At 66.1% G+C, this 16835-nt stretch carries 21 protein-coding genes and 2 rRNA genes; 11 read left to right on the top strand and 12 right to left on the bottom strand.

Features of this window, described 5'->3' with window-relative positions; translation table 11 throughout:
* From QLQ86_RS02410 to QLQ86_RS02400, 3 genes are all read left to right on the top strand, one after another.
* Window positions 1-1692: ribosomal RNA gene (locus QLQ86_RS02410) — 23S ribosomal RNA — on the top strand; the annotation flags it as partial.
* Window positions 1693-1774: 82 nt separating this feature from the next.
* Window positions 1775-1890 (top strand): 5S ribosomal RNA (rrf, locus tag QLQ86_RS02405).
* Window positions 1891-2056: 166 nt separating this feature from the next.
* Window positions 2057-2257: a hypothetical protein gene (locus tag QLQ86_RS02400; RefSeq protein WP_282734039.1), complete on the top strand. Its 201-nt coding sequence runs from the start codon at window positions 2057-2059 to the stop codon at window positions 2255-2257.
* 83 nt (window positions 2258-2340) lie between these two features.
* Here QLQ86_RS02400 and QLQ86_RS02395 read toward each other — a convergent pair whose 3' ends face one another.
* Window positions 2341-3153, bottom strand: a complete 813-nt coding sequence (locus QLQ86_RS02395) for a Tim44 domain-containing protein (RefSeq protein WP_282815801.1) — start codon at window positions 3151-3153, stop codon at window positions 2341-2343.
* Between the two features lie 689 nt (window positions 3154-3842).
* Between QLQ86_RS02395 and QLQ86_RS02390 the strand changes: the two genes are divergently transcribed.
* The 4 genes from QLQ86_RS02390 (at window position 3843) to QLQ86_RS02375 (ending at window position 6994) form a co-directional block, all read left to right on the top strand.
* Window positions 3843-4628 (top strand): DUF6470 family protein, encoded by a 786-nt coding sequence (locus QLQ86_RS02390; protein WP_282815800.1) that lies wholly within the window; start codon window positions 3843-3845, stop codon window positions 4626-4628.
* Between the two features lie 51 nt (window positions 4629-4679).
* On the top strand, window positions 4680-4826 hold the full coding sequence (locus QLQ86_RS02385; RefSeq protein ID WP_282815799.1) for a hypothetical protein: 147 nt from the start codon (window positions 4680-4682) through the stop codon (window positions 4824-4826).
* A 67-nt stretch (window positions 4827-4893) separates the two neighbouring features.
* The gene (locus QLQ86_RS02380) at window positions 4894-6321 is read left to right on the top strand and encodes an amidase (protein WP_282815798.1); all 1428 of its coding nucleotides are present in this window, start codon (window positions 4894-4896) and stop codon (window positions 6319-6321) included.
* Window positions 6322-6415: 94 nt separating this feature from the next.
* The gene (locus tag QLQ86_RS02375; protein WP_282815797.1) at window positions 6416-6994 is read left to right on the top strand and encodes an isochorismatase family protein; all 579 of its coding nucleotides are present in this window, start codon (window positions 6416-6418) and stop codon (window positions 6992-6994) included.
* Between the two features lie 3 nt (window positions 6995-6997).
* Here QLQ86_RS02375 and yaaA read toward each other — a convergent pair whose 3' ends face one another.
* Complete coding sequence (yaaA, locus tag QLQ86_RS02370) at window positions 6998-7777, bottom strand: peroxide stress protein YaaA (RefSeq protein ID WP_282815796.1); 780 nt, start codon at window positions 7775-7777, stop codon at window positions 6998-7000.
* A gap of 117 nt (window positions 7778-7894) precedes the next feature.
* The gene (locus QLQ86_RS02365; protein ID WP_282815795.1) at window positions 7895-8926 is read right to left on the bottom strand and encodes an NADP(H)-dependent aldo-keto reductase; all 1032 of its coding nucleotides are present in this window, start codon (window positions 8924-8926) and stop codon (window positions 7895-7897) included.
* A gap of 222 nt (window positions 8927-9148) precedes the next feature.
* Between QLQ86_RS02365 and QLQ86_RS02360 the strand changes: the two genes are divergently transcribed.
* Together QLQ86_RS02360 and QLQ86_RS02355 are read left to right on the top strand one after the other, a co-directional pair.
* Window positions 9149-9694 carry a tetratricopeptide repeat protein gene (locus tag QLQ86_RS02360; protein ID WP_282815794.1) on the top strand — a complete coding sequence of 182 codons (546 nt, stop codon included), beginning with the start codon at window positions 9149-9151 and terminating at the stop codon, window positions 9692-9694.
* A 51-nt stretch (window positions 9695-9745) separates the two neighbouring features.
* Window positions 9746-10246: a hypothetical protein gene (locus tag QLQ86_RS02355; RefSeq protein ID WP_282815793.1), complete on the top strand. Its 501-nt coding sequence runs from the start codon at window positions 9746-9748 to the stop codon at window positions 10244-10246.
* A 47-nt stretch (window positions 10247-10293) separates the two neighbouring features.
* Here the strand turns inward: QLQ86_RS02355 and QLQ86_RS02350 are convergent, their stop codons facing one another.
* From QLQ86_RS02350 to QLQ86_RS02320, 7 genes are all read right to left on the bottom strand, one after another.
* Window positions 10294-10848, bottom strand: coding sequence for an LOG family protein (locus tag QLQ86_RS02350; protein WP_282815792.1), 555 nt, complete (start codon window positions 10846-10848; stop codon window positions 10294-10296).
* Window positions 10849-10954: 106 nt separating this feature from the next.
* Entirely contained in the window at window positions 10955-11077 is a 123-nt protein-coding gene (locus QLQ86_RS02345) for a hypothetical protein (protein ID WP_282734028.1), read from the bottom strand.
* A gap of 45 nt (window positions 11078-11122) precedes the next feature.
* Window positions 11123-11644, bottom strand: coding sequence for a DUF501 domain-containing protein (locus QLQ86_RS02340; protein ID WP_282734027.1), 522 nt, complete (start codon window positions 11642-11644; stop codon window positions 11123-11125).
* The gene (locus tag QLQ86_RS02335) at window positions 11616-11942 is read right to left on the bottom strand and encodes a hypothetical protein (protein WP_282815791.1); all 327 of its coding nucleotides are present in this window, start codon (window positions 11940-11942) and stop codon (window positions 11616-11618) included. Before QLQ86_RS02335 ends, QLQ86_RS02340 begins: the two co-directional genes overlap by 29 nt.
* 68 nt (window positions 11943-12010) lie before the next feature.
* Window positions 12011-12481, bottom strand: a complete 471-nt coding sequence (gene ybaK, locus QLQ86_RS02330; protein ID WP_282815790.1) for a Cys-tRNA(Pro) deacylase — start codon at window positions 12479-12481, stop codon at window positions 12011-12013.
* Window positions 12478-12885, bottom strand: a complete 408-nt coding sequence (locus QLQ86_RS02325; protein WP_326521264.1) for an acyl-CoA thioesterase — start codon at window positions 12883-12885, stop codon at window positions 12478-12480. The genes ybaK and QLQ86_RS02325 overlap by 4 nt, the downstream gene beginning before the upstream one ends.
* Before the next feature lie 61 nt (window positions 12886-12946).
* A complete protein-coding gene (locus QLQ86_RS02320) occupies window positions 12947-13771 on the bottom strand; it encodes a hypothetical protein (protein WP_282815789.1) in 825 nt (274 codons plus the stop codon).
* Window positions 13772-13820: 49 nt separating this feature from the next.
* On the opposite strand from QLQ86_RS02320, the gene QLQ86_RS02315 reads away from it, so the two are divergent.
* A complete protein-coding gene (locus QLQ86_RS02315; protein WP_282815788.1) occupies window positions 13821-14162 on the top strand; it encodes a hypothetical protein in 342 nt (113 codons plus the stop codon).
* A gap of 7 nt (window positions 14163-14169) precedes the next feature.
* On the opposite strand, the gene QLQ86_RS02310 is transcribed toward QLQ86_RS02315, so the two are convergent.
* Complete coding sequence (locus QLQ86_RS02310) at window positions 14170-14601, bottom strand: hypothetical protein (protein WP_282815804.1); 432 nt, start codon at window positions 14599-14601, stop codon at window positions 14170-14172.
* A 43-nt stretch (window positions 14602-14644) separates the two neighbouring features.
* On the opposite strand from QLQ86_RS02310, the gene QLQ86_RS02305 reads away from it, so the two are divergent.
* On the top strand, window positions 14645-15823 hold the full coding sequence (locus tag QLQ86_RS02305) for a MalY/PatB family protein (RefSeq protein WP_282815787.1): 1179 nt from the start codon (window positions 14645-14647) through the stop codon (window positions 15821-15823).
* Between the two features lie 56 nt (window positions 15824-15879).
* Here QLQ86_RS02305 and QLQ86_RS02300 read toward each other — a convergent pair whose 3' ends face one another.
* Window positions 15880-16818 carry a tetratricopeptide repeat protein gene (locus QLQ86_RS02300; protein ID WP_282815786.1) on the bottom strand — a complete coding sequence of 313 codons (939 nt, stop codon included), beginning with the start codon at window positions 16816-16818 and terminating at the stop codon, window positions 15880-15882.
* Between the last annotated feature and the right edge of the window lie 17 nt (window positions 16819-16835).

The following is a 16835-nucleotide window of genomic DNA, read 5'->3' as shown; positions in this document are numbered from 1 at the left end:
GAAGGTGGATCGAGAGGTCTGCTGGAGGTATCACGAGTGCGAATGCTGACATGAGTAACGACAAGGGGAGTGAAAAACTCCCCCGCCGGAAGACCAAGGGTTTCTGTTCGACGCTAATCGGAGCAGAGTGAGTCGGCCCCTAAGGCGAGGCCGAAAGGCGTAGTCGATGGGAAACGGGTCAATATTCCCGTACCTCACTGTATTGCGATGGGGGGACGAAGAAGGCTAGGTGAGCCAGGCGTTGGTTGTCCTGGTGAAAGTCAGTAGGCTGGGGAGTCAGGCAAATCCGGTTCCCCAAGGCCGAGAGACGAGACGAACTGACCACGGTCAGGAAGTCATCGATGCCACGCTTCCAGGAAAAGCCTCTAAGCTTCAGATACAGTGGGACCGTACCCCAAACCGACACAGGTGGTCAGGTAGAGAATACCCAGGCGCTTGAGAGAACTCGGGTGAAGGAACTAGGCAAAATGGTGCCGTAACTTCGGGAGAAGGCACGCCGGCATAGGGTGACGGGACTTGCTCCCCGAGCCTGAACCGGTCGAAGATACCAGGTGGCTGCAACTGTTTATTAAAAACACAGCACTCTGCAAACGCGCAAGCGGACGTATAGGGTGTGACGCCTGCCCGGTGCCGGAAGGTTAAGTGATGGTGTTAGCTCACGCGAAGCTCCTGATCGAAGCCCCGGTAAACGGCGGCCGTAACTATAACGGTCCTAAGGTAGCGAAATTCCTTGTCGGGTAAGTTCCGACCTGCACGAATGGCGTAATGATGGCCACGCTGTCTCCACCCGAGACTCAGTGAAATTGAAATCGCAGTGAAGATGCTGTGTACCCGCGGCTAGACGGAAAGACCCCGTGAACCTTTACTATAGCTTCACACTGGACGCTGATGTTGCTTGTGTAGGATAGCTGGGAGGCTTGGAAACCCGGACGCCAGTTCGGGTGGAGCCAACCTTGAAATACCAGCCTGGCATCATTGGCGTTCTAACTCAGGTCCGTGATCCGGATCGAGGACCGTGTGTGGTGGGTAGTTTGACTGGGGCGGTCTCCTCCCAAAGCGTAACGGAGGAGCACGAAGGTACCCTCAGCACGGTTGGAAATCGTGCATTGAGTGCAAGAGCATAAGGGTGCTTAACTGCGAGACAGACACGTCGAGCAGGTACGAAAGTAGGTTCTAGTGATCCGGTGGTTCTGTATGGAAGGGCCATCGCTCAACGGATAAAAGGTACTCCGGGGATAACAGGCTGATACCGCCCAAGAGTTCACATCGACGGCGGTGTTTGGCACCTCGATGTCGGCTCATCACATCCTGGGGCTGAAGTCGGTCCCAAGGGTATGGCTGTTCGCCATTTAAAGTGGTACGCGAGCTGGGTTTAGAACGTCGTGAGACAGTTCGGTCCCTATCTGCCGTGGGCGTTGGATGTTTGAGAAGTGCTGCTCCTAGTACGAGAGGACCGGAGTGGACGCACCTCTGGTGTTCCGGTTGTCACGCCAGTGGCATTGCCGGGTAGCTATGTGCGGACGGGATAACCGCTGAAAGCATCTAAGCGGGAAGCCCCCTTCAAGATGAGACATCCCCGAGGCCTCGAGCCTCCTGAAGGGCCCAGCGAGACCAGCTGGTTGATAGGCCGGGTGTGGAAGCGCTGCAAGGCGTTGAGCTAACCGGTACTAATGGCCCGTGAGGCTTGACCATATAACACCCAAGCGGTCTGCCGATGGCGACCGACAGCCGGATACGACGAGACGTTCTCGCCAGCATGATTCACCGTTTTTCGCCTGACGACCATAGCGTGCGGGAACCACCTGATCCCATGCCGAACTCAGCAGTGAAACCGCTCAGCGCCGATGGTAGTGTGGGGCCTCCCCATGCGAGAGTAGGTCATCGTCAGGCACTTATTCCGAGAAAACCCCGTGTTCGAAAGAGCACGGGGTTTTTTCATGTGCGGCACTCACGCCGTTACATGATGTTGCAAGCCGGAGTGGAAAGGTCGTCTGGCAGCGGCTAGGGTTTTTCTGCACGACCCCAATGGACCTGGACGTCTCAGAAGGAGATGAGCATGAAGAACACCATGATGCGCAAGCTTGGCCTGGCCCTGTTGATCGCCATGCTGGGTGTCGGCCTGGCGGCCTGCGAAGAGGAGCAGGGGCCGGCCGAGGAGGCAGGCGAGAATATCGACGAGTCCATGGACGAGATGGGCGAAGAAATGGAAGAAGCGGGCGAGGAGATGGAAGAGACGGCCGAGGACGCCCAGAACTGATCGCCCCCCCTCGGTGGTGGAACATAGAAAAGGCCGGGCACCATGCCCGGCCTTTTACGTCTCGACCTGTCACTCCGTGGGGGTCAGGCGCCGGGGTTCTGCTCGATCCCCTGCAGGTACCAGGGGGCGCCGTCGCGCAGTTGGCGGGTCAGGTGCCAGGTCTCGTTGAACTCGTTCTCTTCCCCGTTCTCGGCGATGATGCCGTGGAAGATCACCGTGGCCTCGGCCTCCTGGCCCACTTCGCGGATGTCGCCGAGTTCGGCGAACAACCGCACGATCTCGGTGCGATTGTTGGCCGGCTGCCGGTCACGCTCCTCACGCAGCAGGTTGTAGAGCTCCGGCGTCACGTACTCCTGGATGCCGGCGAAGTCGTTGTTATCCCAGGCGCGCTGCAGGGTCATGAAATGCTCCTTGGCGCCGCCGAGGAAGCGTTCCCGGTCGAACCACTCGGGTTCCGAGGCGAAGGCGGCTCCGCTGCCCAGTGGTGCCTGCTCGGCCTGGAAGCGCTGGGGACCGGCGTTGGCATCCGGCTGGCCGGGGCCACCGGCCATGGCCAGCCGGCGCCGGGCCAACAGCTTGAAGAGCAGGAAGGCCACGCCGGCGACCAGCAGGATGTCCATCAGGCGCAGTTCGTCGAAGGCGCCACCGAAGAAGAGCGCAGCGAGCAGGCCGCCGGCGAGCAGGCCACCGAGCATGCCGCCCATCCGTGAGCCGGGGCGCGCCTGGGTGGCGCGGTTGCCGGCGGCCTGGTTCTGGGTGGCGGCGGGCTGCTGCTCCACGGTACGGGACTGGCTGCCGAAGCTCTTGCCGCCACCCAGGCGGCGGGCATCGGCATGGTCCACGGCCAGGCCGAAGCCCAGCACGCCGACCACGAGCATGACGAGAAGGTGACGCATCGGGGAGTTCTCCATCGGGGAAGGGGTCAGAAAGGGTCGGAAGCGTCCATTCTAGCGGCTATGCTGGTCAGCCACGACCACTAAAGTGAGGGAGGCCGCCGCTGGCTGCCTAATTCGCGAAAGGCCGGGCAAAGTGCCCGGCCTTTCACATATAGGCTAGCTACCGCTGTGATGGGGCAGGCGCCAGTCTCCGGTACGGTGATCACTGAGGTCCTCATGACTTGGCGCCAAGTCAAAGACCCTCTGACGGAGCATGGTCCTGGTCTTGTGCGGGCAACGGCGCGAGGTACGGACGTCATCCAGTTGGCGCGGGTCAGGCCCATCTCGCGATTCAGTTGGCGAAGCAGCAGGGAGCGTCGCCATCGGAAGTGACACACCCCCGTCGAAATACGGCGGTGAGCTGGCGGCCCTTGGCTGCTTAGAAAGGCGGCTGTCGGGGTTAACGTTTGTTCATGAGCTTGAATCATAGACGGTTGTAGTCGTCTTTTCATGTCCTATGAAATAGTCGGGCTATGTTCATTAGCGCACAGAAAGCGTCTTATTTACCTCCTATGCTCTACTTGTGAGTGGTAAGGGAAGTGCCTGAACTGAACGAGCATCTTGCATCATTCGCCGACAATTCTGCGGCGTCTTCCTCATAAGATGCATGACAGCTGGCCATAGGCAAGCTAATGCATAAGGAGAAAAGGATGAAAAGGACCGCAATTGCTATCGCAGTTGGCGCCCTAAGTATCGGGATTTCCCAAGGCCTCCTTGCCGAGGAGGAGAGTGCGCAGCAAAACGAACAGCAGAAGATGAACCAGGAAGGCGGTGAAATCGGCCAGGAATCGCAAGGTCAGGGAACCGAGGTTCGCGTCGAGGGAGAGCCGGCTGATGTCAATGTCGAGCAAGAGCCGGCTGAAATTCGGGTTGAGCAACAGTCGCCGGATGTGACTGTCGAGCAACAGCCCCCCAAAGTCACCATCGAGCAGCCGGACCCCAACGTTACTGTCGAACAGGCCGAGCCCAACGTCACAGTCGAACAGACAGGTGAAGCCGACGTAGAGGTTGAGCGCGCCGAAGAGGCCGAGGCAGAAATGCGTGATCCGGATGAAGAGGATCCAGCGCAAGAGGATCCAGAACAGAACTCTCAGGACCACCAGTCCGCAGATGGCAATGACCTGACCAACATGAAGGTCAGCGAGATCGAAGGCTATGCCGTCTATAGCCAGGAAGACGATGATGAAATCGGTGACGTGGAACGTGTGGTTCGCGACACCCAGAATAACGATATCTATGTCGTGATTTCTCAAGGAGGCTTCCTCGGTTTCGGCAAGGACGAGATGGGCTACAAGCTGGATGATTTACAGATTCGCAACGATGACGAGCTCGTGGTTCGCTCAAGCGATGATGGCGAATCCGGCGACTATGGTAGCGACAAATACGAGGATCTCGACGGCAACCAGACCCTTAGTGAGGCTATGCAGCGCAACTGAGCGCAGAACGCTGGGCAGCTATGGATTGTTCATGAGGGCCTGAACCATGGCATGAACGGCCATGCGATGAATGGCGCGGCCTCGACCGCGCTTTTTTTAATCGGTCTTTTAGCTTTTGCTTTATGTATGTATTGCCGTTGTGGTTTCGCCATCCATACCGCCTTCTGGATCATCATTACCGATGGCAGTACGCCGTGATGATGCGAGATCGCATCTCCGTGCCGCCTCAGTTAGCGGGTGTCACGGACACAAAGGAATTGAAATCATGAAAATGCGTGCCTCATCCACTGCCATGAACCGTTCGCAAGACCTCTGGCGGCAGTCCGCCACGACGTTGGCGGCCCTCATCAAATCCGGTGATGTATCGAGCCGCGAGGTGGTTGATGCGCATCTGGGGAGGATCGAAGCGGTCAATCCGATGCTCAATGCCGTTACTGTCATGTTGCGCACGTCGGCGCGTGAGGCGGCGGATGCGGCGGATGTCCGTCGCAAGAAGAAGGGCAAGCGCGATCTGCCGCCCCTGCACGGGGTGCCGATCACCGTGAAGGAGAACATCGATTGCGTCGGCACCCCGACCACCTTCGGCCTGGCCGTGAATGCCAATGCGTTGCCGGAGCAGGATGCGCCGGTCATCGAGCGGATGCGCGCCGCCGGCGCCATTCTTATCGGGCGCACCAATATGCCGGAAATGGGCCTGCGGGTCTCCACGAGTAACCCGTTCAGAGGGCTGACACGCAATCCATGGAACGCCCAGCTGACTGCCGGTGGCAGTAGTGGTGGGGAAGGTTCTGCGGTGGCGTCTGGCATGTCACCGCTGGGGATTGGCAACGACATCGGGGGGTCACTGCGTAATCCCGCCTTCTGCTGTGGTGTCGCGGCGCTGAAGCCCACCCAGGGACGAGTGCCCTACGGTGGTGCTGGAGACGGTTTCCTGAGTGCCCAGGTGATGCTGACGGATGGCCCCATCGCGCGCAGTGTGGCCGATCTCAGGCTCGTGCTGGAACTGGTTCACCGGCAGCACGTTCGTGACCCCCGTTCGGTCACGGTAGCGTTGGAAGGCCCCCGCATGGCCCGTCGTGTGGCCATGGTCACCTCACTGCCCGGTAGCGTGCTTGATCCCGCGATTGTCGCCAGCGTGAGGGCGGCAGGGAGTGCGCTTGCTTCCGCCGGTTACCAGGTGGAGGAGGCGATCCCGCCGGAAATCGAGCTGATCAACCATCTCTGGACGCAGTTCCAGATGTACGACCTGAGCCTCACGGCCGAGTCGATACGCCCCCTGCTCAGCGCGGAGGTGGCGGTGCTCATGGATGCCCTGATCGCGAAGGTCGACCCGTCGGTGACACATGCCAAGCTGCATCAGGAGCGTTCGCGTCTTGGCCGGGCCTGGTCGACGTTCTTTGCACAATATCCGATTGTCCTCGGACCCGTCTGGCCTTCGGCGCCGTTCGCGCATGACGCTGATGTCGCCTCTCCCGCTGGCAGTCAGTTGATGCTGGACATGCAGTGGTTCGTGACCCCCGGCAACCTGCTGGGCATCCCTGCAACGATAGTGCCGACCAGGCCTATCGATGATGCACCGATGACCGTTCAGCTGTATGCCGATCGCTTTCGTGACGACCTGGTATTGGAGGCTGCCGAGATCATCGAGACGGTATTCGGTCCCAGCACGCCGGTGGACCCTTTCGTGGTATAAGCCGGCGACTGCCCGAGCATGACGCAAAGGTGACGTATCGGAGGTTCTCCCTCATGCTGTGCAGCCACGACCACTAAAGAGGGGGAGGCCGCCGATGCGCCTGATGCGAGAGAAGAGCCTGCTGCTGATCGTCGACCTGCAGGCCGGCCTGCTGCCGGTCATCGAACATGGCGACCAGGCGGTGACCGAGGCCGCCTGGCTGGGCGGCATGGCCGGCGAGCTCGAGGTGCCGGTGTGGGTCACCGAGCAGTATCCCGAGGGGCTGGGGGGCAGCGAGCCGCGGCTGCTCGAGGCGTTGCCGGCGCACCGCCTCTGGCACAAGGTCCACTTCGATGCCCATGCCGAGCCGGCCTTCGCCGAGGCCATGGCCGCCGCTGGTCGTCGCCAGGTGGTGCTGTGCGGCACCGAGGCGCATATCTGCGTGATGCAGACCGGCCTGGGCCTGCTCGAGGCGGGCTACGAGGTCTACTGGCTGGTGGAGGCCTGCGCCAGCCGGCGGGCCGCCGAGGCGCGGCTGGCCAAGGAGCGGATGGTCCAGGCCGGTGCGGTCCCGGTGAGTGCCGACATGGTCGCCTACGAGTGGTTGCACCGCTGTGACGACGAGCGCTTCAAGCAGGCCCACCGCCGCTTCCTCCGGGGCCGCTCGGCACGCCCCCTGGTCTTTACCGGATAGCCCTCAGGTGGCGCCCTCGGCGCGGGTGAAGACCAGGGTATCGCCCTCCGACAGGGCGGCATTGTAGGTGTAGCCCGCCACGTCGAAGTCCTTGAGGCCCTCGGGGTCGTAAAGGCGCTCGCGGATCATCCAGGCGGCCATCAGGCCGCGGGCCTTCTTGGCATAGAAGCTGATGATCTTCAGCTTGCCGTTCTTCTCGTCCTTGAACACCGGGGTGATCACCCGCGCCTCGAGCCGTTTCGTGTCGATCGCCTTGAAGTACTCGTTGGAGGCCAGGTTGACCAGCACCGGGCTGCCGCTCGCCGCCACGGCGCGGTCGAGCTCCCTGGTGAGGGTCTCCTTCCAGAAGGCGTAGAGGTCGCGACCGGCGGGGTTCTCGAGCCGGGTTCCCATCTCCAGGCGATAGGGCTGGATCAGGTCCAGGGGGCGCAGCAGGCCGTAGAGGCCGGAGAGGATACGCAGATGCTCCTGGGCGAAGGCGTTGTCGTCGTCGCTGAAGGTGTCCGCCTCGAGCCCCACATAGACGTCGCCCTGAAAGGCCTGGGCGGCGGGCTTGGCGTTCTCGGGCGTGAAGGGGGTGTGCCACTCGGCGAAGCGGGCGGCATTGAGCCCGGCCAGCTTGTCGCTGATGCCCATCAGCTCGCTGAGCCGTTGGGGCGAGTAGTCGCGCAGGATCTCGATCAGCTCGCGGCTGCGGTCGAGATGCTCCGGCTGGGTGTGCAGGGTCGTGGTGGCCGGGGTCTCGAAGTCCAGCGTCTTGGCGGGCGAGATCACGCTCAGCATTGGGGGCGCTCCTGTGCCTGAAGGGGGATGGCCTGACAGCAGTCGAGGCCAGTATACCAAGCGGCCCGGGGGCGATGGGCTATCGGGGTGATAGCCCGTCGCGCCGGCGCTGCCGGGTCAGGGCGCGGGATTGGGGATGCGCTGGTGAACCGCCTCGATGGCCTCCAGCACCTCGGCGTCGAGCCGCAGGGACTCGCTGGCCAGGTTGCTCTCCAGCTGCTCCATGGTGGTGGCGCCGATGATGTTGCTGGTGAGGAAGGGTCTCGAGTTGACGTAGGCCAGGGCCATCCGGGCCGGGTCCAGGCCATGCTCGCGGGCGATCCCCACGTAGGCGGCGGTCGCCTCCTCGGCCATCGGATTGGTGTAGCGCTGGAAGCGCTCGAACAGGGTCAGGCGGGCGCCGGCGGGGCGGGCGCCATCCAGGTACTTGCCGGAGAGCGTGCCGAAGGCCAGCGGCGAGTAGGCCAGCAGCCCCACCCGCTCGCGGTGGGCGATCTCGGCCAGCCCCACCTCGAAGGTGCGGTTGAGCAGGCTGTAGGGGTTCTGGATGCTCGCGACCCGGGGCAGGCCCAGGGTGTCGGCCAGGTGCAGGGCACGCATTACGCCCCATGGCGTATCGTTGGAGAGCCCGATGGCGCGCACCTTGCCGGCATCTACCAACGCCTTGAGTGCGGACAGTGTCTCCTCCAGCGGTGTGGCGTCCTCCTCCTCGTCGTGCTCGTAGCCGAGCCTGCCGAAGAAGTTGGCCTTCCGGTCGGGCCAGTGCAACTGGTAGAGATCGACATAGTCGGTCTGCAGCCTTGTGAGGCTCTCGTCGATGGCCTGGTGGAGGTGCTCGCGGGTGTGCCGCGGACCGCCGCGGATATGCGCGAGGCCGGGACCGGCGGCCTTGGTGGCGATGATCACGTCATCGCGGCTGCCCCGACGCTTCAGCCAGCTGCCGATATAGGCCTCGGTGCGCCCCTGGGTCTCGGCCTCGGGAGGCACCGGATACATCTCGGCGGTGTCGATGAAGTCGATGCCGAAGGCCACGGCACGGTCGAGCTGCTCGTGGGCCTCGGCCTCGCTGTTCTGCTCGCCGAAGGTCATGGTACCGAGGCACAGGCGGCTGACCTCGATGCCGGTATCGCCTAGCGGTCGCGTCTGCATCCGTCACTCCTGGCAGGACTGCTGAAGGGGTTGACCCGGTAGGGTAGCGGGGCCCGGGCAGGGCGGCAAATCCCGGGGTTGAGTCACTGCCGGGGCGCGCGTATGCTTGCCTCCCCGTTGCCCCGGCGGAGTCCGCAGGGCCACCGTTTTCCGCAGGGAGCGATACCGGCCACAGGAGGTGGCCGGTATCACTTCCGCACCACTGGACGCAGGGTTGTTGCCATGTCTGAGGCATCCTCACTGTTCACCCGGCTCGAGTACCGGCTTGCGCAGCAGCTGTTCCATACTCGCTGGCTGCCCCGCTCGCCACGTACCCAGCGCCTGACCATGCACCTCTTCCAGCGCTGCGCCGATGCCGGGCATCCGGCGGCGCTGTCGCAGTATGGTCATATGCTCTTCCACCGCGGTGTCAGTCCCCAGGACAAGGCCCGCGGGGCGCGCTACGTGCTCGAGGCGGCCCATGCCGGGGATGCCAAGGCCCAGTACCAGGCCGGGCAGATTCGCGAGCACGGCTGCGCCCAGTATCCACGGCGCGACGACCATGCCGTGACCTGGTATGCGCGTGCCGGCGAGGCGGGCCATCCCCTGGCGGCGACCCGCCTGGCCCGCGCCTACCGCAACGGCGAGCTGGGGCTGCCGGTGGATACCGAGAAGGCCGGGCACTGGCAGGCGCTGGCCGACCGCCTCGCCGGGCTTGCCGGTTCGCTGGACGTTGGTTCGCTGGACGCTGGTTCTATGGACAGGGCCGAAGGCGAGACGCGACACTAAGCCCTTCGCCTCCGTTGCCATCGGCCATCTCGACCAAGGACTCTCCCGCCCGTGACGCTACCCACACTGCTGGATATCGAGGCGTCCGGCTTCGGGCGCGGCAGCTACCCCATCGAGGTCGGCCTGGCCCGCGCCGATGGCAGTACCTGCGCCTTCCTCATCCAGCCGCTGGCCGAGTGGACACACTGGGACCCCAAGGCCGAGCTGCTGCACGGCATCAGTCGCGGTCGGCTGCAGCGCGAGGGCTACCCGGTGCGCCAGGTGGCCCGCTGGCTCAATGACGAGCTGGGGGAGGTCGGGATCGCCTACAGCGACAGCTGGGGCTACGACAACACCTGGCTGTCGCTGCTCTTCCACCATGCCGGCATGCTGCCGGCGTTCCGCCTGGAGGCACTGCGTATCCTGCTCAGCGAGGCGCAGCAGGCCCTGTGGAGCCGGACCAAGGAAGCCATCATCCGCGAACAGGGCATCCATCGGCACCGGGCCGGCGAGGATGCCCGCCTGTTGCAGCTCACCTACCTGCGCACCCGCGAGCTCGCCGCCGGCGCCTGACGCTCGGCCCGCGACTCGCCGCTGACCGGGAGCGGCATCCCGCCGATTCAGCCGGCCGAGGCCAGCCGGGTCTCCAGCGCATCCAGCAGCTCGGCGGGGTCGGTGGCATCGACCAGCTCGGCCCGGGTGCGGCCATTGAGGAAGCCGTGCTCCACGGTGCTGTCCAGGAAGGCCAGCAGCGGGGCATAGAAGCCGGCGGTGTCGAGCACGCCGATGGGCTTGTCGTGCAGGCCCAGGTAGTGCCAGGTCCAGGCCTCGAAGAACTCCTCCAGGGTGCCGATGCCCCCGGGCAGCACGATGAAGGCATCGGCATGGGCCGCCATGCTTGCCTTGCGATCGTGCATGTTGCGGACCCGCACCAGCTCGGTCAGGCCGTGGTGGGCCTGCTCGCGCTCGACCAGGTGGTCGGGCATCACCCCGATCGCCTCGCCGCCGGCCGCCATCACGGCATCGGCCAGCTCTCCCATCAGGCCGACGCGGGCGCCGCCGTAGACCAGGCCGTGACCGCGGCGGGCCAGCTCGGCACCGAGTCGGCGCGCCGCCTCGAGGAATTGCGGGTCACGGCCCTCCCGGGACCCCAGATAGACGCAGAATCTCGACATGTCTTTCCTCCTAAAGGCTCATCCTAGCGACCGCAGCGGGGGCTCGAAAGCCTGGAAACGCCAGGGGCGCCAAAAGGCGCCCCTGGCAGAGTGTGAGCCGCTCGGCTCAGCGCGTGCCTGTGGCATCGCGTTTCATGGCCTGGCGTAGCAGCCTCACGCCCACGCCGCTGATGCCGAGCATGCTGGCGATCAACGCGAGACTGGCAATCACATGGGTATCCAGGTACATCCGGGGTTCTCCTAGGGGGTGGTCAGGGGAGGAGGGTTGTCATGATCAGGGCAGGCAGTCGGCCACCCCGTAGTGCGCATCGAGCCACTGGCCGATGACGTTCTCGCCGCAGAGGTGATGGGCATACTGGGTGTGCAGGCAACGCACCTGGTCCCGGTTGGCGATGCCGCCGATGCCGCGCTCGGTGAGCACACCCTCGTAGCCCAGGCGGGTGACCTCGGCCTTCTGGTCCTCGCTCATGTAGGCCCAGCGGGCCGCCACATAAGCGTCGTGGCTGCGGTGGTAGGCGGCCAGGAAGTCGGGGTCCTGCTGCAGGCGGGTCTCCAGCTGCTTGATCACCCCGGCGGCCTCGATATGCGAGATCTCGACCTTGAGACGCTCGGAGCATAGCCAGTAGAGCGTCGGGAAGGGCTTGCCGTCGACGATGGGCGCCATGCGCAGCACCAGCGGGGTGCCCTCGCCGTCGGTGGCGGCCAGGGCCTCGATGCCGCGGGGTGCGCGGCCGAGCTGCTCGGCGATGATGGCCAGCTGCCGCGCGTCAGGGGCCAGGTCGGTGCGGATCACCATCGTCTTCGTCCCGTACGAACTTGTTCGAATGCCCCACGGCGAGGAAGAAGGCGCGGTTGAGCTGCTCGGGGGTGGGGACGTAGCGCCACTCCCGCTCGCAGTACTCGCCGGCCCGTGCCATCAGCACGTCATGGAGGCGATTGAACGGCGCATCATAATCGTAAGGGTCGGCGCCGAACAAGCGGATGTGGGGATAGTCGGCGAAGCGCTCGATGAAATAGCGCTCCAGGTCGGCCTCGACGGCGCGATGCCGGGGCGTGTCGTCCGGGTCCAGCCAGAGGGTATAGCGAATGGCCATGGGGGCTCCCGTCGGTGGGTGGCGGTCATGGTGTGACATCGCCGGCCAGGGTTCGGCTCGGCGGCGATTCAGCGCCGTGCCAGGGCGGCGAGGCAGGCCCCGGTCAGGCGCGCCAGGTCGTCCGGGGCCAGGCAGATCTCCAGCCCGCGGCGACCGCCGCTGACGTGGAGGGTCGCGAGGCGCTCGGCAGAGATATCGAGGAAGGCGGCCAAGCGCTTGCGCTGGCCCAGCGGGCTGATGCCGCCCACCACATAGCCGGTGGCCCGCTCGGCCTCGGCGGGGTCGGCCAGGCTGGCCTTGCGGCTCCCCGCCGCCCGGGCCAGGGCCTTGAGGTCGAGCTGGGCGGAGACCGGCACCATGGCCATCACCAGGCGGCCGTCGTCGAGCCGGGCGAGCAGGGTCTTGAACACCGCCTCGGGCGAGAGGCCCAGCGCCCGGGCGGCCTCCTCGCCGTAGGTGGGGCTGCGCGGGTCATGGTCGTACTCGGCCAGGGTGAACGCGACCCCGGCCTGCTCGAGGACCTTCACCGCCGGGGTCATGCGTCCGCCGGCTCCGCCTGGAGGTGGATTTCTAGGGCCTCGCGCAGCTCGCCCTCGATGGGGATGGCCTTCTTGGCCTCGTGGTCGAAGTGCACCATCACGGTGTGGCCGAGGTTGGTCAATTGGCCGTCCTGGCGCGCCTCCTGGCTCACCGTGAAGGAGCTATTGCCGAGCCGCGAGACATAGGTTCGGATCTCGATCTCGCGGCCATACTGCAGCTCGGCCCGGTAGTCGACCTCCATGCGTGCCATGATCAGGCGCCACTTGCGCGGGTCCAGGTCCGGCGTGAACAGCCGGAAGAGGTCGTTACGGGCCAGCTCGAACCAGGCCGGAAGCCGGGTGTTGTTGACGTGGCCCAGGGCATCGGTGTCGTAGAAGGCGGGCTCGATGGTGCGGGTGAACATCTGGCGTTTCCTTGTTGTGGTCTCTGCAGGGAAAACAGCGTTGCCCCGAGCAAGCGCTCGGTCAAGTCCCGGCGCGAGGGTGCGCGGCCAGGCGAGTGGCCCGCCAGGCCAGCAGGCGGGTCCAGGCCAGCAGCCAGGCAGTGGCGACGGCGAAGCCGATCAGGGTGCCGAGCACCAGCCCCAGGCTGTCGTAGGTCAGCGAGACGCACAGGGCGTACCAGAGCAGCGCGCCGAGCCCGGCCGGGTAGTGCTTGATCACCGTGGCCACCGGGGCCGCGCCATGGGTCAGGTGCAGGATCACCAGGAAGGGGTACATGGTCACCGGGAAGGCGGCCATGACCCCGGCCCAGGCGGCCGGCATCACGTGGGCGAGGCCGGTGATCAGGAAGATGATCCCGGCGGCCAGGGCGGCGCGTAGGCCCAGCGCCGCCCAGCTGAAGCCGTCCCGGGCGCCGGTGGCGGTTTCCGGTACCCGACGGTAGAGCCGGATGAAGAGGAGGATCGCCGCCAGGGTGGTCAGGGTGCCGGTCAGACGGGTGAACTCCACCTGGGTCAGCAGCAGGCTCACCGCCAGCCAGGCGGCGAGCCCGCCCGCGGTGCCGGCGAGGACGCCGGCCAAGCCGTCGCGGCGGGCGCAGAGCAGGTAGCCCCCGCCCAGTGCCAGGGTGGCGGTGAAGCCGGCCAGGGTATGCACGGCACTCTGGGTGGCGAAGGTCGGGGAGATCTCCAGGCCGATGAAGAACAGCGCGATGGCGGTGCCCAGCGGGTAGCCGGCGAGCAGGCCGGCCACGCGGGTGCTGACCCGCTCGGCGATCACCGAGAGGCCGAGCACCACGCCGATCGATACCAGCAGCTTGGCCAACTGCCAGCTCAGGGGAACTTCCATCCTGTTTTCCTTATCCCTTCGGGTGTGTCCTGGAATGTTGGAGGCCAGCATGGCCGGCCATGACCTTACGCCCCCACCGCGCCCCGAGGCCTGCGAGCTGTGCGGGCGCGCTGCGCCGCTGACCCGCCACCACCTCATTCCGCGGGCCCTGCACGGAAAGGCCCGCTACCGACGGCGCTTCGACCGGGTGGAGCGGCTCACCGCCATCCTCTGGGTCTGCCACGCCTGCCACAAGCATCTCCATGCGGTGCTCGGCGAGCGTGAACTGGCCGAGCATTATCGCAGCCGGGAGGCGTTGATGGCCCATCCGCAGATCCAGACCTTCGTCGCATGGCTCTCCACCAAGCCCGCCGGCTTCCGGCCCAAGAAACGGGCCGCGCGGCGGCGCTAGCCGGTCGTCAGACCAGGCGCAGCCCCTTGAGGTCGGTCCAGGCGGCCCTCAGGGCGGCGGCCAGCGGCTCGCGAAGGTGCTCGGGCAGTGCCTGCTCGGCGGCGGCGAGGTCCTCGAAGTCGCGGTTGCGCAGCCAGCAGTAGGCCCAGGCGCAGGCCTCGTCGTCGCTGGCCGGCAGCGGCCGGGCCGGCATCTGCACCAGCAGGAAGGTGGCGGTGCGTGCCGCCCAGAGGGGTGGTTCCTCGCCTTCGGGACGACTCCAGTCGGCGAGGGTGTCGCCATCCGGGGTCCGCTCGGGGAGGCCGATCCGGGTCACCCTGGCGGTCTCGGCGAGCAGCAGGGCCAGGCGGTCGGCATCGCCCTGGCCGAGGGTCAGCCACTGGGCGACCAGGGCGGGCAGGCCGCGGCGCACCTTGGCATAGAAGCCGTCTTGGGGCATGGTCTCGTTCATCTTGCTGGCCTTCTGGGATCGGGAACTGCACATGGAATTCGATTTTGCCACGCCCGTCGAGCGTCGCCACCCGTCGGGCGGTGACTGGCCCTCGCAGAAGTGGCATCGCTACGGCGAGGACGTGCTGCCGCTGTGGGTCGCCGACATGGACTTCGCCTCGCCCCCTGCGGTCATTGAGGCCCTGAGGGCCCGGGTCGAGCATGGCGTCTTCGGCTATGGCCTGGTGCCCGACTCCCTGCGCGAGACCCTCTGCGCCTGGAGCGCCGAGCACTATGGCTGGGCCATCGAGCCCGGCTGGCAGCTGTGGCTGCCGGGGGTGGTGCCGGCGCTGCACATGGCGAGCCTGGCGCTGACCGAGCCCGGCGATGGCGTGCTGACGGTGACGCCCATCTATCCGCCCTTCCTGCGGGTGGCCGAGCGCACCGGGCGGCGGCCCCAGCAGGTGGCCCTGCAGGCCCCGGCCGCGCCCGGCGAGCCGTGGAGGCTCGATCTCGCGGCGCTGGAGGCGGCCATCACCCCCGAGACCCGGCTGCTGCTTTGGTGCCACCCCCACAACCCCACGGGACGGGTGTGGAGGCGAGAGGAACTGGCGGGGCTGATGGAGCTGGTCGAGCGCCACGACCTGTATCTGGTCTCCGACGAGCTGCACTGCGACCTGCTGCTCGACGAGGGCGCCCGCCATGTACCGCTGGCAGCCGAGTTCCCCGAGCTGGCCTCGCGCATCCTGACCCTCTGGGCGCCGTCCAAGACCTTCAACCTGGCAGGGCTCACCACGGCCTGTGCGGTGATTCCCGACGCCGGCCTGCGGCAACGCTTCGCCAGGGGGATCAAGGGACTGACACCCGATGGCAATGTCCTGGGGTTGGTCGCCGCCGAGGCCGCCCATGCCCACGGCGAGCCATGGCGGCAGGCGCTGCTGGCCGTGCTGCGCGGCCACCGTCGGACGCTGGTCGAGCGGGTGGCCGGCTGGCCCGGCGTGGCCATGGCCCCCCCCGAGTCCACCTACCTGGCCTGGCTGGACCTGCGCGAGGCGCGAGCGCTGGAAGGGCTGGAGGGGGCGCCGCAGCGACTGCTGCTCGAGCGGGCCGGCGTGGCGCTTTCCGACGGTGCCGACTTCGGCTGGCCGGGCTTTGCTCGCCTCAACTTCGGCACCACGGCCACCCAGCTGGAGGCGGCCCTGGCACGGCTGGATACCGTTCTCGGGGGTTGACACACGCACGGCCACCTCGGGGCGGCGGCCGTGTGGGTCCAGGCGTTACCGGCGCTTCAGTAGAGCAGGGCGAAGAGCTTGCGGCGATAGGCGACCGTCAGCGGATGATCGGCGCCCAGGGCATCGAAGACCTGCAGCAGGGTGCGGCGGGCGGCATCGTCGCCGTAGGCGCGATCGCGTTTCATCAGCGCCAGCAGGGCATCCAGGCCGGCCTCGTACTGGCCGTCGGCCACCTGACGCAGGGCACGCTTGTAGTGGGCCTCGCTGTCGTCGCGGCCCTCCAGGGCGGCCAGCTCCTCGGCGGAGGGGGCCTGCTCGCCGAACTCGATGCTGGCGCGCACGCCGCGGGCCGGGGCGGCATCGCGCTCCTCCGGGGGGAGGTTGTCCAGCAGGGTGCGGGCCTGTTCGGCCTGGCCGTCGGCCACCAGGGCACGCGCCAGCTCCACCTGGTAGGGAAGGTGCTGGGGATACTGCTGCACCAGCTCTTCGTAGATGCTCCTGGCGGTGGCGGCATCGCCGGCGGCCAGGGCCTCGGCGGCCTGGTCCTCTGGGCTCTGCGGGGCCTCTTCCGGGGCCGGGAAGTAGCGTCCCAGCCACTCGCGGACCTGCTTCTCGGGCAGGGCACCCTGGAAATGGTCGACCAGGCCGCCCTGGCTGATCAGTTTGACGTCCGGCACCGAGCGCACGCCGAGTTGGCCCGCGATCTCCTGGTTCTCGTCGATGTTGAGCTTGGCGAGGATGAAGGCGCCCTGGTACTCGCGGGCCAGCTTCTCGAGGATCGGCATCAGGTTCTTGCAGGGCTCGCACCAAGGGGCCCAGCAGTCGAGCAGCACGGGCACCTGCATCGAGGTCTCGAGCAGCTGTTGGATGTTACCGGCATCGACGTCGATGATCATCTCGGCGTCCTGGCCGCCGGGAGACGCGGCATCGGCACTCTCGCCGGCGGGAATGTCGTCGGTGAGCGGCTCACCGGTGCGGGGGTCGACGATGGGCATGATCGATAGCCTTGCGT

The organism is Halomonas rhizosphaerae, from assembly GCF_030012485.1.
Classification (GTDB): domain Bacteria; phylum Pseudomonadota; class Gammaproteobacteria; order Pseudomonadales; family Halomonadaceae; genus Halomonas; species Halomonas rhizosphaerae.
The sequence above is the reverse complement of the archived record's forward strand: the minus strand, read 5'-3'. Positions and strand labels throughout refer to the sequence as shown.